19 protein-coding genes and 1 pseudogene are annotated in these 22,072 nt (G+C 55.5%); 7 read left to right on the top strand and 13 right to left on the bottom strand.

Features of this window, described 5'->3' with window-relative positions; genetic code table 11:
- Positions 1–25: 25 nt before the first annotated feature.
- Positions 26–1,546 carry an acetaldehyde dehydrogenase ExaC gene (gene exaC, locus WH279_RS15835; protein ID WP_133846526.1) on the bottom strand — a complete coding sequence of 507 codons (1,521 nt, stop codon included), beginning with the start codon at positions 1,544–1,546 and terminating at the stop codon, positions 26–28.
- Positions 1,547–1,832: 286 nt separating this feature from the next.
- Here exaC and WH279_RS15830 point away from each other — a divergent pair, with 286 nt between their 5' ends.
- Positions 1,833–3,608 carry a sigma-54-dependent Fis family transcriptional regulator gene (locus WH279_RS15830; protein ID WP_339457666.1) on the top strand — a complete coding sequence of 592 codons (1,776 nt, stop codon included), beginning with the start codon at positions 1,833–1,835 and terminating at the stop codon, positions 3,606–3,608.
- A gap of 10 nt (positions 3,609–3,618) precedes the next feature.
- Here WH279_RS15830 and WH279_RS15825 read toward each other — a convergent pair whose 3' ends face one another.
- The 6 genes from WH279_RS15825 to WH279_RS15800 form a co-directional block, all read right to left on the bottom strand.
- Complete coding sequence (locus WH279_RS15825) at positions 3,619–4,014, bottom strand: YybH family protein (RefSeq protein ID WP_339457665.1); 396 nt, start codon at positions 4,012–4,014, stop codon at positions 3,619–3,621.
- A gap of 101 nt (positions 4,015–4,115) precedes the next feature.
- A complete protein-coding gene (locus WH279_RS15820; RefSeq protein ID WP_200642053.1) occupies positions 4,116–4,922 on the bottom strand; it encodes an anti-sigma factor family protein in 807 nt (268 codons plus the stop codon).
- Positions 4,919–5,446: a sigma-70 family RNA polymerase sigma factor gene (locus WH279_RS15815; RefSeq protein WP_227536283.1), complete on the bottom strand. Its 528-nt coding sequence runs from the start codon at positions 5,444–5,446 to the stop codon at positions 4,919–4,921. The genes WH279_RS15820 and WH279_RS15815 overlap by 4 nt, the downstream gene beginning before the upstream one ends.
- 12 nt (positions 5,447–5,458) lie before the next feature.
- The gene (locus tag WH279_RS15810; protein WP_133846521.1) at positions 5,459–5,983 is read right to left on the bottom strand and encodes a tetratricopeptide repeat protein; all 525 of its coding nucleotides are present in this window, start codon (positions 5,981–5,983) and stop codon (positions 5,459–5,461) included.
- A gap of 4 nt (positions 5,984–5,987) precedes the next feature.
- A complete protein-coding gene (locus tag WH279_RS15805; RefSeq protein ID WP_339457664.1) occupies positions 5,988–6,578 on the bottom strand; it encodes a cytochrome b in 591 nt (196 codons plus the stop codon).
- A 612-nt stretch (positions 6,579–7,190) separates the two neighbouring features.
- A complete protein-coding gene (locus WH279_RS15800; protein WP_339457663.1) occupies positions 7,191–7,826 on the bottom strand; it encodes a TetR/AcrR family transcriptional regulator in 636 nt (211 codons plus the stop codon).
- Positions 7,827–7,911: 85 nt separating this feature from the next.
- On the opposite strand from WH279_RS15800, the gene WH279_RS15795 reads away from it, so the two are divergent.
- Both WH279_RS15795 and mqo read left to right on the top strand, forming a co-directional pair.
- A complete protein-coding gene (locus tag WH279_RS15795; RefSeq protein WP_339457662.1) occupies positions 7,912–8,772 on the top strand; it encodes an aldo/keto reductase family oxidoreductase in 861 nt (286 codons plus the stop codon).
- Positions 8,773–9,118: 346 nt separating this feature from the next.
- Positions 9,119–10,774: a malate dehydrogenase (quinone) gene (mqo, locus tag WH279_RS15790; protein ID WP_339457661.1), complete on the top strand. Its 1,656-nt coding sequence runs from the start codon at positions 9,119–9,121 to the stop codon at positions 10,772–10,774.
- A gap of 121 nt (positions 10,775–10,895) precedes the next feature.
- On the opposite strand, the gene WH279_RS15785 is transcribed toward mqo, so the two are convergent.
- From WH279_RS15785 to WH279_RS15775, 3 genes are all read right to left on the bottom strand, one after another.
- Complete coding sequence (locus tag WH279_RS15785) at positions 10,896–11,156, bottom strand: hypothetical protein (protein ID WP_445235232.1); 261 nt, start codon at positions 11,154–11,156, stop codon at positions 10,896–10,898.
- Positions 11,157–11,420: 264 nt separating this feature from the next.
- Complete coding sequence (locus WH279_RS15780) at positions 11,421–11,855, bottom strand: hypothetical protein (protein WP_200642061.1); 435 nt, start codon at positions 11,853–11,855, stop codon at positions 11,421–11,423.
- A gap of 102 nt (positions 11,856–11,957) precedes the next feature.
- Positions 11,958–12,572, bottom strand: coding sequence for a class I SAM-dependent methyltransferase (locus tag WH279_RS15775; protein WP_339457660.1), 615 nt, complete (start codon positions 12,570–12,572; stop codon positions 11,958–11,960).
- A gap of 105 nt (positions 12,573–12,677) precedes the next feature.
- On the opposite strand from WH279_RS15775, the gene WH279_RS15770 reads away from it, so the two are divergent.
- On the top strand, positions 12,678–13,304 hold the full coding sequence (locus WH279_RS15770) for a Vat family streptogramin A O-acetyltransferase (protein WP_339457659.1): 627 nt from the start codon (positions 12,678–12,680) through the stop codon (positions 13,302–13,304).
- Between the two features lie 89 nt (positions 13,305–13,393).
- On the opposite strand, the gene WH279_RS15765 is transcribed toward WH279_RS15770, so the two are convergent.
- Entirely contained in the window at positions 13,394–13,843 is a 450-nt protein-coding gene (locus WH279_RS15765; protein WP_339457658.1) for a hypothetical protein, read from the bottom strand.
- Positions 13,844–13,928: 85 nt separating this feature from the next.
- Positions 13,929–14,678 (bottom strand): hypothetical protein, encoded by a 750-nt coding sequence (locus WH279_RS15760; protein WP_339457657.1) that lies wholly within the window; start codon positions 14,676–14,678, stop codon positions 13,929–13,931.
- A gap of 295 nt (positions 14,679–14,973) precedes the next feature.
- On the opposite strand from WH279_RS15760, the gene WH279_RS15755 reads away from it, so the two are divergent.
- From WH279_RS15755 to WH279_RS15745, 3 genes and pseudogenes are all read left to right on the top strand, one after another.
- Complete coding sequence (locus tag WH279_RS15755; RefSeq protein ID WP_339457656.1) at positions 14,974–16,419, top strand: SrfA family protein; 1,446 nt, start codon at positions 14,974–14,976, stop codon at positions 16,417–16,419.
- On the top strand, positions 16,419–19,403 hold the full coding sequence (locus WH279_RS15750) for a virulence factor SrfB (protein ID WP_339457655.1): 2,985 nt from the start codon (positions 16,419–16,421) through the stop codon (positions 19,401–19,403). Before WH279_RS15755 ends, WH279_RS15750 begins: the two co-directional genes overlap by 1 nt.
- Positions 19,400–21,790 (top strand): annotated as a pseudogene (locus WH279_RS15745) (virulence factor SrfC family protein). The gene WH279_RS15750 and the pseudogene WH279_RS15745 overlap by 4 nt, the downstream one beginning before the upstream one ends.
- On the opposite strand, the gene WH279_RS15740 reads toward WH279_RS15745, so the two are convergent.
- Complete coding sequence (locus WH279_RS15740) at positions 21,787–22,071, bottom strand: barstar family protein (RefSeq protein ID WP_339457654.1); 285 nt, start codon at positions 22,069–22,071, stop codon at positions 21,787–21,789. The pseudogene WH279_RS15745 and the gene WH279_RS15740 sit on opposite strands and share 4 nt — an antisense overlap.
- Position 22,072 lies beyond the last annotated feature (1 nt).

Genomic DNA, 22,072 nt, shown 5'->3' with positions numbered 1-22,072 from the left:
ATTCAATCCTCGAAAGAAAACAGGCTTAAAACAGCCCTAACGGTGCTGTGTCATAACTGACCAGCAGATTTTTGGTTTGCTGATAGGCATTCAACGCCATCTTGTGCGTTTCACGGCCCACACCGGACTGTTTATACCCCCCAAAGGCCGCGTGTGCCGGGTAGATGTGATAGCAGTTAGTCCATACGCGCCCGGCCTTGATGCTGCGGCCCATGCGATATGCCAGATTGGTGTCACGCGTCCAGATGCCTGCGCCCAGGCCGAACTGGGTTTCATTGGCGATGGACAGCGCTTCGGCTTCATCTTTAAAGGTGGTGACCCCGATCACCGGGCCAAAGATCTCTTCCTGGAAGCAGCGCATCTGGTTGTCGCCCTGGATAAGCGTTGGCTGAATGTAGTAGCCGTTATCCAGCTCTTTGCTGATGCTGGCACGTTCACCCCCGGTCAGGATTTTTCCGCCTTCCAGTCGCGCGATATCAATATACGAGAGGATTTTGTCGAACTGCTGACGTGATGCCTGTGCACCAATCATGGTGTCGGTGTCCAGCGGATCGCCACGACGGATGGTCGCCACTTTCGCCATCACTTTTTCCATAAACGGCGCATAGATTGATTCGTGGATCAGGGCGCGTGACGGACAGGTGCAGACTTCGCCCTGGTTGAAGAAGCCCAGAACCAGCCCTTCTACCGCCTTGTCGATAAACTCCGGTTCGCCGTTCATCACATCGGCAAAGTAGATATTCGGTGACTTGCCGCCCAGCTCGACGGTGCAGGGAATAATGTTTTCTGCCGCGCAGGCCATGATATGGCGGCCAACAGGGGTGGAGCCGGTAAAGGCGATTTTGGCAATGCGTTTGCTGGTTGCCAGCGCTTCGCCCGCTTCACGGCCAAAGCCCTGCACCACGTTGAGCACCCCCGCCGGGAAGAGATCGCCTGCCAGTTCCAGCAACAGCGTGATACCCAGCGGGGTTTGCTCTGCGGGTTTCAGCACCACACAGTTTCCGGCTGCCAGCGCCGGGGCCAGTTTCCAGGCGGCCATCAGCAGCGGGAAGTTCCACGGGATAATCTGCCCGACCACGCCCAGTGGTTCATGGAAATGATAGGCCACGGTTTTTTCATCGATTTCGTTGGCGCTCCCTTCCTGGGCACGCAGGCACCCGGCAAAGTAACGAAAATGGTCAACCGCCAGCGGCAGGTCGGCATTCAGCGTTTCGCGGATTGGCTTACCGTTATCCCAGCTTTCTGCCACGGCAAGGTATTCCAGATTGGCTTCAATACGGTCGGCCAGCTGTAACAGCAGATTAGAACGATACTGCACGCTGGTTTTTCCCCAGGCGTCGGCCGCACGGTGTGCGGCATCGAGCGCCGCCTCGATATCACGGGCATCAGAACGCGGGAACTGGGCAATGTCGCTGCCGTTCACCGGAGAGGTGTTCATAAAATACTGACCGCTTTGCGGTTCGACGAATTTGCCATCAATAAAGTTGCCATAGGCCGCTTTGAAAGAAACTAAAGCACCGGGTGTACCAGGATGGGAATAACGCATCGCAAAATCCTCTTGTAGGGTAGGTCTTTGAGAGATAAACAACCGCAGCGCGATCCTGTCCCGGACGTTGTTACGATTGCCTCTTTCCCATTGCACACCCCGTGCCAATTTTTTACCTGACTGGAATTGTAAAAATAATGATGATGATCAGAGTAATACGAAGAGAGTGACCGCTGCTATCGCAAGCCATAATGGAAACTTTTCGCATCTGTGTTGCAAATCGCAACACCGAAAAAACCAGATGGCTACAATATTGCAACACTTTCACCAGGGCATGAGGTTATCAATGCAGGGAAATTCGTCAGCCGTCAGTACGCCACCGTTTGCGCCAAATCCACTGCTGAGTGATTCCTGGTTTCGCAGCCAGCTTTACGGTCTGGATCGCCTGTCCGACGACTTTCCCCGCATTCGCCAGGCAGAACTGGCCGATGCCCTCGCCCACCACGCCACGCTGCAACAATTTGCCCAGCCTGCCATCAGGGCATTAGCCGAGAAAATTGCCGATAAACAGGCCGTGGTGATCCTGTCGGATGCCAGCGGGCTGGTGCTGAACACCTTTGGTGATATGCAGGCGCTGCAAAAAGCGGAACGCTTTGCACTGGCACCGGGGAATCTCTGGAGTGAGTGCGGGCGCGGTACGAATGCCATCGGCACCGCACTGGCGATTGATGACTGTTGTGAAATCGACGGCCAGCAGCATTTTCTGACCAGCAACCAGGGGCTGTATTGCGCGGCGATCCCGCTGCAAAGCCCTGGCGGACAGATTGCCGGGGTACTGGATATCTCCGGCCCGGCGCACTTTGCGCATCCGCACACCCTGGCGTGGATCAAAGACGCCGCGAAGCAAATCGAGTATCTGTGGGTCAAGCAGAGCCTGCACCCCGATCAGTGGCTGATGAGTCTGCACCGCCAGGTTCAGGGCATTGACCGCGTGGAAGAGCTGCTGCTGGTGTTCTCTGACAATATTCTGATGGCCGCCAACCGCGTGGCGATGCGTGAACTGGAACTGGGCGCGGAACAGTTGGGTTGCCTGACCTTCCAGCAGTTGTTCCCACAGCTGGCACAACAGGCCAATCAGGTGCCACAGCCGCTCACCACCCGCAGCCAGCAGCACTATTTTTTCCGACTGCGTGCCCCGGCCCGCACACATTTTGCCTCGGTCGCGCTGACGCCATCCACGCTGCCCTTTTCGCTGCGTGATGGCGGCGAGAAGATGGTGCGGCTGATCAATGCGGGGGTGTCGCTATGTCTGCAGGGTGAAACCGGTAGCGGTAAGGAGTATGTCAGCCGGGCGCTGCATCAGCAGAGCCGCTGGCATCAGGGGAAGTTTGTCGCCATCAACTGTGCCGCCATCCCGGAATCGCTGATCGAATCAGAGCTGTTTGGCTATCAGTCCGGTGCCTTTACCGGGGCCAGTAAGAGTGGCTATATCGGGAAAATTCGTGAAGCTGACGGCGGCGTGCTGTTCCTGGATGAAATTGGCGATATGCCGCTGGCGCTGCAAACCCGTCTGCTGCGCGTGTTGCAGGAAAAAGAAGTGGCCCCGCTCGGCTCCAGCCGCAGCTGGCCGGTGAGTTTTGCAGTGATCTGCGCGACCCACCGTAATCTGCCGCAGTTAGTGGCTGAGGGCGCGTTCCGTGAGGATCTGCTTTACCGCCTGCAGGAGTTCTCTCTGACGCTGCCACCGTTGCGCGACTGGGCAGAACTGCCTGCCTTTATTCGCCAGCTCTGGCAGGAACTGGGGGGTGAGCAGCGTGGTATTGAGATGACGCCACTGCTGCTGGGTACCCTGGCGCAACAGCCGTGGCCGGGTAACGTGCGCCAGTTACGCAGCGTACTGAAAGTGCTGCTGGCGCTGGCCGATGATAACGACGTGCTGGATTGCGACAGCCTGCCTGCGGAGTATCAGCTGGCGGTGAGTGAACCGCTGCCTGCACTGCAACAGCATGATGAACAACTGATCGCCGCCACTCTGCAACGCTTCAACGGCAATGTGAGCAAAACGGCAGAAGCGCTGGGCGTGGCACGCAGCACGCTGTATCGCCGTGCTGCGCGCAAATAATGGGCCGATATCAGGCATCCAGCAGGTCGGTGCCGTAGGAGTTATCAACGGTGCAGAGCCAGCGGCCATCAGGCTCCTGCCTGAATACATAGGTGGCGCGCCGGGTGACGGTTAGGGTCTCGCCCGCGCCATCCGGGTAATGCAGCACCGTCTCCATCAGCACCAGCGCATCGCCCGCCCCTTCAATCACCTGCATCGTTCCCTGCTCAACCCGCAGCAGCCCCTGAAAATGGTCAGAGATGGCGATAAACGCCCGGCGGATCTCATCGTGGCCGCGGGCAATCATACCCGGCTTAATCACCAGTGCGGCATCGGGCGCATACCACGTCATCAACTGGTCAAAATCACGGGCGGTGATCGCGCGGTCGCAGGCTTCGATGATCTGGCGAAGAGGATGTGAACTCATGCGGTGGCTCCTGAAAGGGTGAAATGTCCGGTGTTCACCCTGTCATAAACATCAGAGTGAAAACAAGGATATTTTCGCCCTGTCGGCAAAGCCTGTGGTCATCACGTCGGCATCAGTCCCTGACGCAGTAACCCGGCGCTCTGCTGTAGCCACGGTGCCGGGCTTCGCCCAATCAACACGTACTGGTAACCTCCCGCGTGCCACCAGGCCAGATTCATGCCGTGGCGCTGTTCGCCCAGCACCGGGGTGGCACTGCTATGATCTTCGCGGGAAACACACAGCGCCATCGGGCCATACGCACTGTGCTCCCAGGCAATCTGCACAATGCGGGTATCGTCATAGCGCAGCAGGCGCACGCTTTTTAACTCAGCGTCCTGCAGCATGAGCTGTTGCGCGTTGAGATGCAGGCCCATCGTCTGTGCCGTTCTGGCCAGTGAGCGGTCGATCACCGCTGCGGTGCTGTCCACATCCACCAGTGTTTCCGGACTGTAGAGCGACATATACTGCGATTCAAGATCGCGGATTTTCTCGCTTTCACGGCGTGAGCGGTTATCCGGGCGCACGAAGTAGCCGAAACCGGAACCGATCACCAGGAAACTCAGTGACGCAGCAATCAGCGCACGGCGGCTGACCTGAGTGCTTACCACGGGCGGCGTTGCCGGGGTTTGCGCCAGCAGACGCTCCAGGTTTGCGTGCAGGCGTGCGCTGGGGGCGGCCTCCAGCAGGGGGTCGAAAGCCTCGGCAAACGGCTGGTTGCTTTTCATCAGTTCGGCGGTGCGGGCCGCCAGCGGTTGATCGCGCTTTAACTGTTGCTCAAAGGCCTGAGCCTCTTCCGCATCCATTTCTGCGTCCAGCCACGCGACTATCGCCTCATCGCTGTAAGGGGGACAAAAACGTTCTCTGTTCACCGGCGTTTCTCCTGTGCAGGCGCTGAGGTTGTCGCACGGGACAACGTGGCTCTTGCCGCTGCCAGACGGCTCATGATGGTGCCAATCGGTACGGACAGCGTGTCAGCAGCTTCCTGATAGGTAAACCCTTCTACATACACCAGAAACACCGCATTACGCTGAGCCTCCGGCAGCCTTTCCACGCGCTGCATCACTTGCTGATACTGCATACGGTCCTCTTCGTGTGACCAGGTATCCGCTGCGTGCAGATCCTCACTGTCGACAAATCCCTGCCCGAGCCGCACGCGCCTGGCACGCAGATCGTTGATCCACACCGAGTGCAACAAGGTGAACAGCCAGCGGTCGATGCGTGTTCCCGGCGTAAACTGGGCGCTGCGTTCCAGCGCCCGTACACAGGTGGTTTGTACCAGCTCTTCGGCCACATCACGATTACGTGACAGCACCATCCCGTAACGCCATAAGCGTTCAAGATGGGCAGCCAGATGGTTTCGGACTTCACTACGGGTGATTTTTCTACCCTCCACACGGATTCATCATCAGGATTCAGGGTGACCGTTAATCGCGGCCTGCAAATCCCGATACTCTTCACAGTTCACACCGCACAAGGTCTTGATGGTAGCAAGCTGCTCACGGGCCAGATCGGGACGTCCTTTGATCATCCAGGCTTCACCCAGGTATTCACGCACTTTGGCATAGCGCGGATCCAGCGCCACCGAGCGTTGATAATAGCCGATCCCTTCATCGGTGCGCCCTAATTTCCGTGTGGCGTAGCCGCGATAGTTCCAGGCTTCGCGGGTATCCGGATTTTTCAGGGTATCCAGCAGGTTAAGTGCTGACTGATATTCCCCTTTTTTCGCCAGATGATAAGCATAACGCGTTTTATCATCATCGCTGAGACGACTGGTTTTCTCGGGTACACACTGCTTGCTGCCGCTGTCATACACCTGGCCTTTTGGGCAATCCGGGGTTTTGCTTTCACTGCTGCTGTCGCCCATGGACAGAGCAAGGGGCGCATACAACGTCAGTAACAGTGCAGGCAATATTATCGTTAATTTTTTCATGATGTTAGCCTTGTTGGGATGATGAAGAACGACGCGCGGGCAGCATACGGCGCAGCACGTTATCGCGCAGAACATAGTGGTGGAACAGAGCAGCCAGCGCGTGAGCGCAGGCAAGAATAATCAGCGCCCAGGCCACGTTATCGTGCCAGCCGCCGATCTGATGACGCAGCGACGGATCGACCGCGATCCAGGCCGGAATATCAAACAGGCCAAAAAAGCTGAACGGCTCCTGCTGTGCCCAACGGAACAGAAATCCCAGAGAGATTTGTGCAAACAGCAGCAGATACAGCGCCCCGTGCATGGCGTGCGCCAGGATGCGCGTCGGTCGCGATCCGGCCACGGGCGGCATGGCAAAACGCGCCTGGCGCTGGCTGTAAATGCGCCATAACGGCCGCACAATCATCACCAGTGCCAACAAAATGCCGCAGGAGATATGCACGGACTGCAACCCTTTACGCAGCGGCGTGCCACGCGCCAGCAGTTCCCAGATATGGGCAGAAGCAAAAAGGAAAATGACGCTGGCGGCAGTGATCCAGTGCAGCGTCAGGGCAAACGCGTCATAGCGCTGACGCTGCGGGAGAGAGGTGTGAGACATGGCGATCGGTTTCCTGTCACAGTGGAAGATGATCGGTTAACGTCTCAGGGCGGGTTTCTATTCGAAAAAAAACAGATTTTTATTTCAGTGCGGTTTCTGGGGCCAGTAATGCAGAAAATTGCGGGGCGATCCGGGCGGACAGGTATGGGGATGAACTATCTGAAGACGTACAATGAAACAATAAGGGAAAATAATATCACTGAGGTAGCCTTCCACTTTTTACTCTTTTCAAAAATAAAATAGAAAAGTTGCATCATGATGATAAAGGCAACCAGTACAGAAGAAACGAGATGCTGATTACTTGAATCATTAACAATAGAGTGAGGGGGCACCGAAGGGTCCATTTCACTCATCCATGAGTACTTATCAACACCGAGTACATACAATAAAATCATAGCAAAAAGATAAATAAGTAAAATGGAAATTCTCAATAAAATAATCACGCTAACCCCACAATAAAATCCTTTCCTGTACTGCACAACGCAGCATCTTAATTGACTGGCAATGTTTAACTATCGTAATTTTCTGAGACTAATGAAGTTAAACCCGTTATCTACCGCGACTCCTGAAGCAGACTGCTCTTAATGACGTCAGCCCAGAGTTGAGCCACGCTCAGCGCGGCACCGCAACGTGCTCCAGGTAGCTCAGGCACAGCAGTTCTAGCTGGCCTGCAAGACGCTCCATATCCTGCTGCTCAGGGTCGCCTTCCAGCAGCAGCCGTATCGGCCCGATCAGTGCGCCCATAAACACAAACGTCACCCCCGGCGTATCGGCAAACCGCCTGTCGCTGGCACTGTCGAGCATCGTTTCCAGCGCCAGGCGATTGCGCGCTTCCACGCTACGCACATAGCTACGCGTATCCAGTTCGCTGGCGACAGCATACAGTGCCGCCGACTCGTGCAGGTTCTCGGTTTTCACCTGCATAAACACGCTGACAATATGTTTAACCATCACTGCCAGAGGCTGGCCCTGCACGGATAACGCGGCACCTTCCATTATGCTTACCAGCCTCTCCAGATGGCGCTGTAACAGCGCAAACAGCAGCGCCTGCTTTTGCGGGAAATACTGATACAGCGTTCCCACCGACACGCCAGCCCGCTCTGCCACGCGGATTGTGGTCAGCCGGGGCAGCCCTTCTGCCAGCAAAACCTGAATAGTCGCCTCGAGGATCACCTCAACGGTGGCCTGCGATCGCGCCTGCCGCGGCTGTTTGCGCGCTTCAAGTCCCTTAGCGTTGTCGTTCATCATATGCGAATTCACAACTTGAATAATTATTCGTATTTTATTGGAACACCTTACGCTTTTTTCTACAACCTCGATCAGGAGCCTGACAATGACGATAAAAAATGCCGGAACCTACGTATTGGGCGACCGGGTAGTCACCCGCATGGGTTATGGTGCGATGCAGTTGGCCGGCCCTCATGTCTTCGGGCCGCCGCGGGATCGCCAGGCCGCGATCGCCGTGCTGCGTGCGGTAGTGGAAAGCGGGATTACGCATATTGATACCAGTGACTTTTACGGGCCGCATATCACCAATCAGCTGATCGCTGAAGCACTGTTTCCCTATGCGGATGACCTGACGATTGTCACCAAAGTGGGTGCAGTGCGCGGCAGCGACGGCTCATGGAACCCGGCGATGTCTGCTGCGGAACTGAAAAGTGCAGTGCATGATAATTTGCGTCATCTGAAGCGGGATGTGCTGGATGTGGTTAACCTGCGGCTGATGTTTGATATGTTCCAACCTGCCGAAGGGGATTTTGAAGCTTCACTGGCGGCGCTGGTCGAACTGAAAGAACAAGGACTGATTCGTCATATCGGGCTGAGTAACGTTACGGCGGCCCAGATCGCCCAGGGGCGCAGTATGACGCCGATTGTCTGCGTGCAGAATAGCTATAACCTCGCCCATCGTCAGGATGACGCACTGATTGACCAGCTGGCGCAAGACGGTATCGCCTGGGTGCCTTTCTTCCCACTCGGCGGGTTCTCTCCCTTACAGAGCGCCGCACTGAGCGAGGCGGCCGTTGCCTGTGAGGCCACCCCGCTTCAGGTGGCGCTGGCTTGGCTGCTGCAACGCTCACCCAATATCCTGCTGATCCCCGGCACCTCATCACTCGCTCATCTGGAACAGAATCTGGCCAGCGCACAGCTCGAATTGCCGCCCGATGTGCTGGATGCATTAAATCGCATCGCTTAACATTTCATGCTGTACCGCCCGGAATAACACCTCATGGGGACAATGAGGGGAAAAAACGGCAAATTAACCTTCGCTGCCGTCGACTTTCCCCTCATTTTTTGCTCTTATTGTACTGGCGGCAATCACCCACTTTATTATTCTTTTTCCCATGTTATTTCAGCTAATTAATAACCCTGTATTTTGTGTTTTAAAACTAAATAAACCTGACAAGTAATTAAAATAATCGTTAAGTAATTAAATTAATTTAGAGATTTGATTTAAATATAATAAATAGTTATTAACTTTTCGTTAAATTGCGCTAAAATATCACCTCAATTTGTTAACCTATATTGATGCGTTATTTAAAATGTCTAACTCCAAAAAAACGATTCCCCTGCTTTCTCTGTCAGCTTTACTGGTTTGCACCAGTACCTGGGCTGAAACCCCTGCCACGCAGAAAACCGACGTCCTGCTGATCGGTGGCGGTATCATGAGCGCCTCCTTAGGCACCTGGTTACAGGAACTTCAGCCGGGCTGGAAACAGCTGATGGTCGAGAAGCTGGACGGCGTGGCCCTTGAATCCTCTAACGGCTGGAACAATGCCGGTACGGGTCACTCGGCAAATATGGAGCTGAACTATACGCCAGAGCGTCCAGACGGTTCCATTGATGTGTCCAAGGCGCTGGAAATTAACGAACAGTTTATGATTTCCCGCCAGTTCTGGACCGCACAGGTGAAACGCGGCATTTTAAATAACCCGCACTCCTTTATTAACTCCACGCCGCATATGAGTTTTGTCTGGGGTGACACCAACGTCAATTACCTGACCAAGCGTTATGAAGCGTTACAGCAGACCACGCTGTTCCAGGGAATGAAATTCTCTACCGACCAGAATCAAATTAAACAGTGGGCACCCCTGACTATTGAAGGCCGCGATCCTAATCAGAAAGTCGCTGCCACCTGGACCCCGGTCGGGACTGACGTCAACTACGGTGAAATCACCCGTCAGTTGATCGGCAGCCTGAAGAAAGATAAAAACTTCACGCTGGAAACCTCAGCGGAAGCCACCGATTTCAAACGTAATGCCGATAACTCCTGGCACGTGACCATCACCGATGTGAAAAGTGGTGAAGAGCACAGCGTGGATGCGAAATACGTCTTTATCGGTGCAGGCGGCGGTGCGTTGAAACTGCTGCAGAAAACCGGCATTCCTGAAGCCGATAACTATGCAGGCTTCCCGGTAGGCGGTTCGTTCCTCGTGAGCGAAAACCCTGAAATCACCAAACAGCATACTGAAAAAGTCTACGGCCAGGCGTCAGTAGGTGCACCACCAATGTCTGTACCGCATCTGGATGCCCGCTACCTTGACGGTAAGCGCGTGGTACTGTTTGGGCCGTTCGCGACCTTCTCTACCAAGTTCCTGAAAAATGGCTCGCTGTTTGATCTGTTAAGCACCACCACCACCAGCAACTTTATGCCAATGACGCACGTGGGTATGGACAACTTCGACCTGGTGAAATACCTGATTGGTCAGGTGATGCTGGATGACAACGACCGTTTTGAAGCGCTGAAAGAGTACTACCCGAATGCGCGTAAAGAAGACTGGAAACTGATTCAGGCCGGTCAGCGTGTGCAGATCATCAAGAAAGATGAAGATAAAGGCGGCGTGCTGAAACTCGGTACTGAAATTGTGACCGACCAGCAGAAAACCCTGGCGGCCCTGTTGGGTGCTTCTCCGGGTGCTTCCACCGCCGCGCCTATCACTCTGAACGTGATGAAAAAGCTGTTCCCTGAGCAGTTCAACTCACCCGAGTGGCAGAGTAAGATCCGCACTATCGTTCCAAGCTATGGCCAGCAGTTGAATGGCAACACCGCGCTGACTCAGCAGGTGTGGGATGATACCGCAGCGACCCTGCAGCTGGTGAAACCACCGGTGATTGATATGAACAATACTCAGCCGTCTGACGCTCCTTCTCAGCCTGAGAAGCGTGCCGAAAGCCCGCAACACGATATGGCACTGTAATCGCCCTGCCCCTGGCCTGTTCCAGGGGCAATCTTCTTTCCTGCCCTGCTCTCCCTGCTTTATTCCTATCCCGGCCTTTTTATTATCCAGGCTTTTTATCCTGGCTTTTTATCCTGGCTTTTTATCCAGGTAAGCGGGTGACTTCACTAAACGCCGCTTTATCCCGTGCGACCGAATAGGCCACCGTCGTCACTTCATTGTGTGATGTGGTGACATCCACCGAAGGGATCGTCACGCGGCCCAGCAACGTCGGCACGTAGCCACCCACTTTATGTTTGCCTTCCGGCACATGCAGCAGCGTCCCTTCGCCATTGTCCAGAACCCCCGCATCACGTCCATCCACGGTGACGACGACCGCAGAACCATCATCAGTCTGAGTCACAATATGCGACACGTTAATCTGCGTGGGGCCTCGGGCATACTGATCGTCAGGACCTCTACGGACTGGCGCGCGCAACCCGTCAATAGCAGTGCGGCAGTGAGGGTGGTAAGGGTAAGGCGATATAACATGGAAGACTCTCCATCGGCAAATGAACTGACCATTATAGCGGTTCAGTGCGGAGAGATCGGCAGTACAGGGTTAGGGATCGTCTGAGAATGGGGGGCGATTACCCTGTTCCTTGCATGGAACAGGGTAAGAACAGCATCAGCCTGCGGCTTTTTCTGTCAGGGTAAACGCGGGTTTGTTTTTGGTGACGGAATAGGACACATGCGTTGCCTGATCCGTTTTGGTGGTGACATCCACAGAGGGGATGGTCACACGGCCCAGGCCAAACAGTGTCTGAACATAGCCACCAACCTTATGCTTCCCTTCGGGAACATACAGTTCTTTGTTTTCTCCGCGTGTCAGCGTACCGGCTTCAACGCCGTCGATGGTCAGGATGACGGAGGAGCCATCGTCAGCACGGGAGATAACGTGGGTCACGTTAAGCTGTGTCGGGCCGGCAGCAAACGCGGAAACCGCAGGTGTCGCTTCGGCGGCAGACACATCTACCGTTGCCGGGGCCTGCGTGGTTTTGTGGCTGCAACCTGCCAGCAGTAAGGTGGCCGTGAGCGCGGCGAGCGTGGAACGAGAAAACATTAAGCGATCTATCCTCAGCGTAATTTCAGACGGCTATAATACTCCCGTGCCAGGCTAAAAACACCCGTAACTGATTAGGGTTGTTCTTAATTTACGAGAAGTTTACATCTGCTGCGCCAGCCATATCGTTCTGCCACCACAGCTTGCATCTTCTGTGACCTGCTCCACCACGCGAAAACCATTTTCAGTCAGTAACTGGCGAAACTCATCGTGGGCCAGGCTGGCGTGATACAGCGGCTGGTCGAGAAAAGTCCCTATTGCTTCACCATCATCGGGGCCACTGGTGAACATCAGTGGAGCCCCGGGCCGGGCATGCCGGGCAAAGCGTTTGAACATCTGGCGCTGATGATCGCGCGTGAGATGAAAGAAGCTGTCCCAGGCCAGTAAGCCGTCAAAGGTCGCATCCAGTTGTAGCGTGCGCATATCGGCCACCTGCCAGCGGCTGGCAGGAAAGCGTTCACGGCAGCGTGCAATCATCGGCGCTGAGGCATCAATACCGGTGACGGCAAATTGCTGTTGCAGAAAGTATTCAGCAATCGGTTTTCCTGCCCCGCAGCCGATATCCAGAATGTGCCCGGCGGGCCGGACCAGACGGAGGAATTTATCCAGCCAGGGTTGTTCAAAAAAATGACCACTGCTGCTTCGGTGCTGGTCCCAGACTTCTGCTCCATCAACGTACAGAGTGATAATGTTGTCTGCTGCATCAGCGTGATCCATATGTTCCTCTTGCCATAGTCGCTGCGGAAAAGCCTCGGTGACGGTATCACAAAATATCCGTCGGCGGTCTATACTGCCCCTCAGGATTTCATTTCAGGAGCATCTATGCACGGACCCGATCCCGCCACTCTTCACCCCTTGCCTGGCTTTCCGCAGGTCTGCTTTATCAAAAATAGCGTGAGCAACCCCAATATCCTGATTGGTGATTACACCTATTACGACGACCCGGAAGGTGCAGAGAACTTTGAGCGTAACGTGCTTTATCACTACCCGTTCATCGGCGATAAGCTGATTATTGGTAAATTTTGCGCCCTGGCGCGCGGGGTGAAATTTATCATGAATGGCGCCAATCATAAGACCTCCGGCCTCTCTACCTTCCCTTTCTTTATCTTCGGCAACGGCTGGGAAAATGCTGCGCCCGAGCCTGGTGACCTGCCCTATAAAGGCGACACCCGCGTGGGTAATGACGTGTGGATGGGTTATGACTGCCTGATTATGCCCGGCGTCACCATCGGTAACGGCGCGATTATCTCATCACGTTCAGTGGTGGTGTCTGATGTTCCTGCTTACAGCATTGTAGGAGGAAACCCGGCGAAGGTGATCCGTCAGCGTTTCAGCGATGAAGTGATTGCCGAGCTGGAGAAAATCGCCTGGTGGGACTGGTCACCAGAGAAGATCACGCAGAATCTGGCGGCGATCAGTGGCGGTGATGTTGCGCGTTTACGGCAATAACGGATGGACCGGGTTCAACCGGTTTCATTATTTTGAAGTAAGAAACAGTCCTCAGGGAGGATGCTGTGGAATTCATAACATTCTCCCACTCAAAAAGTATAAATAACGGAAACTAATAACGCTTCAGGGTTTTCCAGCTTACTCACAGTGATAACCTCTTGAGGATCATTACTGCGCCAGCACACGGCTTCGATGTGGCAGGTCTCTTGTTTCTTGTATCCCATCCTATTCAGATAGGCATCAATCTTACTGACGTTATCGGTATCATAGAATCTGATGGCATAAACGTGCGATGCAGGCCCCGTGATATTGGCAAAGTCAAAATCATACTGGGGTGAGATGCGGGGGATGTTTTTCAGAATATCCGGCGTGTAAAATCGATATTCGCGTTTATCCTGTTCGGTATAGTGAGCGCTCCCGGAAAATTCCATTTTTATATAAGGCCAGGCACAGGCAAGCGCAGCAGAGACCACGATTATAATACCACTGAACACTTTAACTGATTTATGCATAAGGTAATTATTGTTTCGTTTTCTCATGCCTGGCCTCCTTGCCTGTTTGAAAAATGATCACCCATCAGGTTAAAATTTTTTACCCGATTTTAACCTGACCACCAGCCTTTTATTATAAATCCACAGCTAATGCTTTAACCATAAAGTCAATTAAACCACTGCCTGCCCCATTATCACCACGCTGATCTGTAGAGTTTTTTTCAGCGCTACTGTGGGGTTTATACAATGATTCTTTAACACAATACTTGATTCCATCATCGATGAGCGGATCATATTTTTGTTTGACACCTTCCCTGGATACTCCCCCATAACCAATAGAATAACGTGTGATGGTAGGGTATTGTGACACGTCAGGGAAATAGTAGTTCACCACTGAATAATCATTTTCCTTAAAAATATCCACTGCTTTACTGCCAGCCTTTGTTTTACGAACAGAATACCCCCATTTTTCTTTCTCTATCTTAAAGCCTCTTTTTTCCATGAAGGCATAGTCTTCACGGTGTGTTTTCCAGTCTTCTTCTGCGGCTTTAGTGGCAACTTCATCGACTATTTCGCGGGTAAATTTGTGCGTCACGCCATTTTCATCTTTCAACTCGATACGTTCCGTCTCCATTATCAATCCTGAGGGTGATTTGGGTGGAGACCAGTAGTCGATAAAACAACTTGCTATCGAATAAGGTGAGCGTGTTGATTTGAAAACCGCGTTCGGCCCGGACTTACGAATCGGTGCTTTTAACTGGGGGGTGGCAGGCGTTGTTGATTGTGGCGTGACCTGCGATTTTAATGGCGGTAGCGGTTTTTCAGCTGAAACCGAACAACCCGCCAGCACCAGCACGCTGCTAATCACTATTTTATTTAACACGTTTACGACTCCATCGCGGGCGAGATCCCAAAAATGCGATATTATGCGATTCAATATTAGAAGTCATTAATGAAACTAATATAACCTGTATATCAGAACTGAACATGCAGTCAGCAGTCGACAGATGACGATTGTCACCAGCACTGGCGAAATCTTCACCAGATCACCGGGTTATGCCCTAAGTACTCACCTGTTTTATTGCTTATTTGCGCATTTGATTTAAGTCACGTACAACTAAAATAGTCTGATTACACACGCTTTTTACTTCCGAACTCTGACTATAAGGTCTCTTTGCGTGGCAAAAATCTTCTTACGCAGCGGTAATCTCGACGCCATCCTCGCCCTCGGTGAGAACGGGCAGCCCGTTTATCTGTCGGCTTTGCAACTGCGCGAAACCCTGCGCCTGAGAAAACAATCGCAGGTTGCCGACTGCCTGGCTATCCCGCAGCCGAACGATGCCGGAGACCGCCTTGACTGGTACTCCCCGGTGGAGGGAAAAGTCACCTCCTGGGCCGCTGCCAGCAACAGCGCGCGTACCGCAGCACTGAATCAACTGCTGGCCTGCCAGACCACCATCGCCGACATTGGCGAACGTGCACAACAGTCCGATAAACCCAGCCAGAAACTGTTTGGCGCCCTGCTCAACAAAGCCCTGCAATTCCCCGATCAAAACTACGTTTACCTTGTCGGTGGCAAACCGGTGATTACCTTCTGGGGCTTTGTCAGCCTGGATAAAAAATCACGTCAGGATGTCTTCGACTGTCTGCGCATTGAAGAAGACGATGTGCCGTCGCTCGGTCTGTCGCGCCTGGCCCCTGCTGCTGCACCGCTGGTCACGCCGACCTCGATTGCCGCGACCGTGTCCCCGGTGATTGCCCCACTGATCGCGCCCGAGCCTGCTGTGGCCGCGCCCGTTCCGGTGCCGCCTCCGGTGGTGGTTCCGCCGATGCCACCACTGGAAATTATCGACGAGCCAGAAGCGGTTGCAGAAGCCGAACCCGAATCACCCACACCTGCTGCGGTGGTCACCAAACCGAAAGCCAAAATCTGGCTGCGTTACAGCTGGGTATTGCCCGCCGTTGCTCTGCTGATCACCTTTGGCGTGCAGCTGAAAAACCGCAGCGACAAACCGGCAGAAGAACCGCATGATGCGCCCGTAGCCAAACAAACGGCCGCTGAACCCGCACCGCAGCCTGAACCTCAGCCTGTCGCGACCGCCGCGGCGGTGGTGCCGGTGAAAACCACCACTCTGCCGCTGGCGGCGGCAGTGATTGCTCCGGTTCCTGCGGCGACGGTTGCTGCGCCAGCAGATCCCGCGCCTTCCCCTGACGTGGTTGCAGATGCGCGCCCGGCAGGCAAAGATGACCTGGTGATGCCGCAGGATGCCGTTAAGATTGGTTCAACGAAATTCCTCAACGGCAACTGGCGCGTGCTGGTGCAGAAAAACCTGCCAACCGGCACCCCGCCAATGCTGAAATATCAGCTGAAAAACGGCAAAGGCACTGCCCGCATTACCCAGGGAAGCGGCGTCACCTGTAAGGTGGATGTGTTTGCCGGGTTGATGTCTTCCGGTAACCTGGTGATTAACAGCCGCACCAAAGCACGCTGCACCGACGGTTCCCGCTACCAGATGCCGGAGCTGGTGTGTAAACAGGGTCTGACTGGCGCTGCCGAATGCAGTGGCCGCTATAACGACGACACCGTGCTGCCAATGACCATGAAGCGTGAGAGTAAATCATAATGCTGGCGACAATTGCTGACTTCAAACCGAATATGACGCTGGTTCAGAACAGCGGCATTCAGTTCCTCGACTTTGCGTTAAACCCGGATCTGAACGCCGACTGGCCGGGTAAATTTGTCCGTCAGACCGCGAATGGCCCGCTGCTGCGCCTGAATTATCACGCGCAGGCCGGGAAATATCTGCTGCCACAGGCAGCGGGCACGCCACCGGAAGTGGTGAAACCCGAATTCAGTTTCCCGCTGGCACAGTCGCTGACGCTGCTTAACGGCCAGTGGTTGCCGCTGCCGTTCTTCCGTTTCAATCCTCCGCGCACCTTCATTGGTGGGCCGGATAACTGGGCGCGTGTGCGCATCGTGGCACTGGATACGCCGGATGCCAATGGCAACAGTCACCGCGTAGTGCTGGCGTTTGATACCAAAGTCTGGGGCGATGGCGACGATGAGTCGCTGGCGCTGAATGTTAACGACGTGAAAAACGGCGTCAGCTTTGCGCTGGCCCACCGCAGTGATGAGTTGGGCGAGTTTCTCGATCATACCTGGATCGACGGCTGGCTGCGTGAGGCCTTTACCCAGGCTGCGTCAACGCTGGAGCTGCGCCCGCAGGTCAATATCAAAGCTGCTCTGCGCGAGTTCGAGTACCAGGCACACTATCTGAATATTCTGCATCTGCTGGGGCAGCAATTGTCCGTGCCGGAGCTGAAAATCAGCGCGGCCACGCTGCAGGAACCTGCCATTGCCGTTGATTTGATCCTCGACGTGGGTAATTCGCACACCTGCGGCATCATGGTGGAAGATCATGTTGACGATCATCAGGGGCTGAAGCACACCTACGAATTGCAGATGCGCAACCTCAGCGAACCGCATCAGCTGTATAACGAGCTGTTTGAAAGCCGTGTGGAGTTCGCGCAGGCCAGCTTTGGTAAGCAGAATTTCTCGCTGGAAAGCGGCCGCGATGATGCCTTTATCTGGCCATCCATCACCCGCGTCGGCCGTGAAGCCGGGCAGCTGGCGTTACAGCGCCTTGGCACTGAAGGCGCCACCGGCCTCTCCAGCCCGCGTCGTTATCTGTGGGATGAAGAGAGCTATACGCCGGGCTGGCGCTTCAGCCGCACGCCCGGCAATGTGTTGCAGGAACCGCTGGCGACAGCACTGCCGCTGACCTATCTGATCAATGACGAGGGCCAGCCGCTGTACAGCATTCCGCTGGAGGAACGCCTGCCGGTGTTCGCGCCGCACTACAGCCGCAGTTCGGTGATGAGCCTGATGCTTTCTGAACTGCTGGCGCAGGCGCTGTTGCAGATGAACAGCCCGCTGCAACGCCAGAAGATGCTGCACAGCAGCGCCCCGCGCCAGCTGCGCAATATTATCCTCACCCTGCCGTCGGCCATGCCGAAGCCGGAACGTGAGATCTTCCGCCGCCGGATGCTGGAAGCCATCGCGCTGGTGTGGAAAGCGATGGGCTGGCACCCGATGGATGATGACTTCACTAGCGCCGCCGATAAAGCCAAAAGCAGCGTTCCGGTGCCGGATGTGCAGATGGAGTGGGATGAAGCCACCTGTGGGCAGATGGTGTACCTGTATAACGAAACCCAGGTGAACTTTGGCGGCCGTGCCGAAGCCTTCTTCGCCAGCATGGCGCGCCCGGATCGCGCCCGCGCCGCCGATGAACCGGCAGGCAAAACGCTGCGCATTGCCTCCATTGATATCGGCGGCGGCACCACCGACCTCGCGATCACTCAGTACCGCCTGGACGACGGCGTGGGCAACAACGTCAAAATCATGCCGCGCCTGCTGTTCCGTGAAGGCTTCAAGCTGGCGGGTGACGATATTCTGCTGGATGTGATCCAACTGTACGTGCTGCCTGCCTTGCAGGGGGCATTTAAGCAGGCAGGCATGGTCAATCCGGAAGCGGTGATGACGCGTCTGTTTGGCCATGAAGGCCGTCTTGACGGGCACTCCACGCTGCGTCAGCAGGTGACATTACAACTGTTTATTCCGCTGGGCCAGGCGATCCTCGAAGCCTATGAGACTTTCGACCCGCTCGATCTGACGGCTGAAATTGATGCCCGCTTTGGTGAACTGCTGGCACAGGCACCGACGGAAAAATTACTCGACTATATTAACCGCGAGATCCAGCGCGAGCTGCCGGGCGAAGCCAAAGGCTTTGATATTCTCTCGGTGCCGCTGATTGTGCGCCTCAGCAAACTGCACGCGGAGTTCCTCTCCCCGCGTATGAATATCACGCACAGCCTGCGTTCCATGTCCGAAGTGGTGGCGGTTTATGATTGTGACGTGCTGTTGCTGACCGGGCGCCCTTCGCGCTTCCCCGGTGTGCAGGCGCTGTTCCGCCATCTGCAACCGCTGCCGGTCAGCCGTATTCTGTCGCTGGATGGTTACCACACCAATGACTGGTATCCGTTCAACAAACAGGGAAAGATCGAGAACCCGAAATCAACGGCGGCGGTGGGGGCGATGCTGTGTCTGCTGTCGCTCGATCTGCGACTGGCTAACTTCTGGTTTAAAGCCGGTGATTTCCAGCCGTACTCAACAATCCGCTATCTGGGCATGCTCGACGGCACCGGCGCACTGACGGCCGATAATGTCTGGTACAGCGATATCGATCTGGATCAGCACAACTTCACGCTGGATGTCCGCAGCCGCTTCCAGGTGCGCGGGGCCATCACGCTCGGCTTCCGTCAGCTGGATAACGACCGCTGGCCTGCTTCGCCGCTCTATACATTGACCATTGTGGATTCTCAGCTGGCGCGCAGCGTTGCGGGCGATAAAGTGTTACGTATTAAGCTGGCGGTCAGCCGTCCGTTTGGTGAATTTGGCCCGGAACGGTTTGATATTGCCGATGCCACTCTGGATGATGGCAGCCAGGTGCCGCTGGAGCATCTGCGCCTGCGTCTGAATACGCTGGCCAGCAGCGCTTCAGGTATGGCGCATTACTGGATTGACAGCGGGAGCGTCTACAAGAAATGAAATCTCTGAATAAAATCCTGACCGCCCAGGCAAATAAAAAACGCGATGCCCTGACCCAGGGCATTGAGCAGGCGCTGGCCTGGCTGGATGTGAACCGTTCGCAGGCGCCGCGCCTGAATATGGAAGCAGATCGTCTGGCGATCAAACTGCTGCGTCAGCATAACCATGCCAGCGTACTGGCGCGGAATACCCCGTTGAACTGTGCCATCGGGCTGTTTGGCCTGGCCCAGGCGGGCAAGTCCTATTTGATTGGTGCTCTGGCATCCAGTGAGAAAGGCCGCCTGGAATGTGCACTGGGTAACAGCGTGGTGGATTACGCCAGCCAGCTCAATCCACAGCAACATACCGCAAATCTGGTGCAACGCTTCAGCGGCCAGCAGCAGAGCAGCGACAGCAACTGGCCGGTACAGCTCTCCCTGTTGACCGAATGTGATTTGGTGGCGGTGCTGGCACTGCAATACGCTCACCGCGGAAGTGACACCGTCACGCCCCTGGATGAGTCCCAGCTGGGCGAACGCGTGCAGAACGTGGCGATGTACCGTCAGCCAGAGCCGATTGAAGGCATTAACCGCCATCAGATGGTGGCGTTGTGGGATGCACTGACCATCAGCCTGGCGCGCAACAGCGCACTGGACAGCCATTTCTGGCCGCAGGCCGTTTAACTCGCACCGCAGCTGGGCGTTGACGACCGCGCCAGACTGTTCTCCCTGTTGTGGGGCGAAGATCGTCAGCTGACGGCTCTGTATCGCCAGCTGGCCCACGTGCTGCATCACCTCTCCTGCGTGCCGCAGGTGCTGGCACCGTTAAGCGTGCTGGATGAACCCTCTTACAGTCTGTTAAACAGCTCCGGGGTCAGCCAGTTTAACGCCACTGCCGACCTGACGTTGCAGGTGGTGCCGCGCCATAACGGTCGCGCACTCGCCCCGGTCAGCGTGGCGCTGGCCGAACTGACGCTGCTCAGCCGTGAAGTGCTGCTGCCGCTCTACAGCGCGCCGCGTGAAGAGCTGTTTACCGAAGTCGACCTGCTCGATTTCCCGGGCTTTATCGAATTAACCGTGTTGCCTGACGACGAGCATCACGAACTGGCGCTGGAGTTTTTACAGGCTCGTCGCCCGTTCCTGTTACAGCGTGCAGCCATTGAGCAGGATGTGACCCATCTGCTGGTGTGCAGCGCCTCAGCTCACCGTAATGAAACCCGCCATATCGGCCGCCTGCTCGACTTCTGGGTAAAACAGACCCAGGGCGAGACCACCGCGCAGCGTAGCGGTCGCAAGCCGGGGTTGATCTGGGCGATGACCCCGTTCGATCAGCGCATTACTCACGGCCACAATCATGATGCCGCCGTGCAGCGCTTTGTTGGCAACCCCGGTGATGCCTGGGGCGCCATGCTGGCGATGGATGAGAAAGGCGTGCAGCGCATGGCGGGCTATCTGGTTAATGAAGTGCGCACCGACAGCAAACTGGCGCGGATTGCCACACAGCGTGCTGAAATCCAGCGCGAGCTGAGTGAAAATCTGCTCGGCCGCTGGTATCAAGGGGCCGAAGGGGAAGATCCGGCGGAGCGACTGCGCATTGCGGAATCCCTGTTAAAAGCCCTGCAAACCCGTACCGGGGTGCACGGTGAACTGCTGGAGCGTCTGGTGCCGGTACGCGATACCCTGCGCCATCTGTTCCTACAACGCCAGATGCGTACCGAACGCACCGCCGCCGATGAGTACAGCATCAACGAAGACGATCCTTTTGGCATCGGGATGACCATCGACCTGCTCAGCGACGAACCGCTCACTGCGGTACAGACCAGCTATCACAGCGTGCCCGCCGTCGATCAGGAAGCGGAGTTTGCTCAGAGCGTGTATCGCCACTGGGTGAATCAGCTGCGCCTGCTGCCGGACAACGGTCCACTGCTCGAGTTGTTAGGCGTCAGTAAGCCCACGCTGGAGATGCTGACCGAAGAGCTGATCACCGCCAGCGTGCGCCAGGAATTAGAAGGATCACTGATGCGCGTGCTGGCTGACAGCGATGCCCAAGGGCTGCCTGCCGAGCAGGTTGCCGACCGCCAGGTCTCCAGGGCGCTCAGCGTGCTGGGGGATTTTGTCGCCTGGCTCGGATTCCAGCAGTTGCCTGAAGCGCAGCGCCCGGAAAGCCGCATCAACCGGGGGCAGAAGATTTTTGCCAAACCGGAAGCGCAGACTGTCAATCTTGGACCAGGCCAGCGCCTGACGCGCCTGGCACTGAAGCCCAACAACCATGCTGCGTTTTATATTTACGACTGGCTGGTGGGGTTAAATGAGATGATTGTGCAGAATGCCGGTTATGCTGCTTCGCGCGAAATCAGTCTGGAACAGCGGGAGAAGCTGGCGCAAATTTTGAAGGTTATCCGCCGCTAGTTCCCGGCGGGCATTCGGCTGACACGCACGCTGAATGCCCCGCCGGTTTCCTGCTCTGCCTCCTGCATCACCGCCACAATGCGCTCCAGCGCCGCCCGCTGCGGATGCCGGTCCAGATGGCGCAGGGTGATACGCACGGGCAGTTCAATACCCGCCGTTAACATATCCCACAGCGCATCGAGATTGTTCCCGAAATAGCTCAGGTCAAATTTCAGCGCAAACTGACGGTAGAAGTCTTCGCTGTCGCACACCTGCTGTAAATCGAACGTCGCCATCTGCATC

The sequence above is a fragment of the Erwinia sp. MYb375 genome, from assembly GCF_037479175.1.
GTDB classification, from domain to species: domain Bacteria; phylum Pseudomonadota; class Gammaproteobacteria; order Enterobacterales; family Enterobacteriaceae; genus Erwinia; species Erwinia rhapontici.
This window is presented reverse-complemented; position numbering and strand designations above follow the sequence as displayed.

Coding starts and splice junctions, on each gene's coding strand:
- exaC (WP_133846526.1), bottom strand. CDS start 1,546: ATGCGTTATTCCCATCCTGGTACACCCGGTGCTTTAGTTTCTTTCAAA.
- WH279_RS15830 (WP_339457666.1), top strand. CDS start 1,833: ATGCAGGGAAATTCGTCAGCCGTCAGTACGCCACCGTTTGCGCCAAAT.
- WH279_RS15825 (WP_339457665.1), bottom strand. CDS start 4,014: ATGAGTTCACATCCTCTTCGCCAGATCATCGAAGCCTGCGACCGCGCG.
- WH279_RS15810 (WP_133846521.1), bottom strand. CDS start 5,983: ATGAAAAAATTAACGATAATATTGCCTGCACTGTTACTGACGTTGTAT.
- WH279_RS15805 (WP_339457664.1), bottom strand. CDS start 6,578: ATGTCTCACACCTCTCTCCCGCAGCGTCAGCGCTATGACGCGTTTGCC.
- WH279_RS15800 (WP_339457663.1), bottom strand. CDS start 7,826: ATGATGAACGACAACGCTAAGGGACTTGAAGCGCGCAAACAGCCGCGG.
- WH279_RS15795 (WP_339457662.1), top strand. CDS start 7,912: ATGACGATAAAAAATGCCGGAACCTACGTATTGGGCGACCGGGTAGTC.
- mqo (WP_339457661.1), top strand. CDS start 9,119: ATGTCTAACTCCAAAAAAACGATTCCCCTGCTTTCTCTGTCAGCTTTA.
- WH279_RS15780 (WP_200642061.1), bottom strand. CDS start 11,855: ATGTTTTCTCGTTCCACGCTCGCCGCGCTCACGGCCACCTTACTGCTG.
- WH279_RS15775 (WP_339457660.1), bottom strand. CDS start 12,572: ATGGATCACGCTGATGCAGCAGACAACATTATCACTCTGTACGTTGAT.
- WH279_RS15770 (WP_339457659.1), top strand. CDS start 12,678: ATGCACGGACCCGATCCCGCCACTCTTCACCCCTTGCCTGGCTTTCCG.
- WH279_RS15765 (WP_339457658.1), bottom strand. CDS start 13,843: ATGAGAAAACGAAACAATAATTACCTTATGCATAAATCAGTTAAAGTG.
- WH279_RS15750 (WP_339457655.1), top strand. CDS start 16,419: ATGCTGGCGACAATTGCTGACTTCAAACCGAATATGACGCTGGTTCAG.
- WH279_RS15740 (WP_339457654.1), bottom strand. CDS start 22,071: ATGCAGATGGCGACGTTCGATTTACAGCAGGTGTGCGACAGCGAAGAC.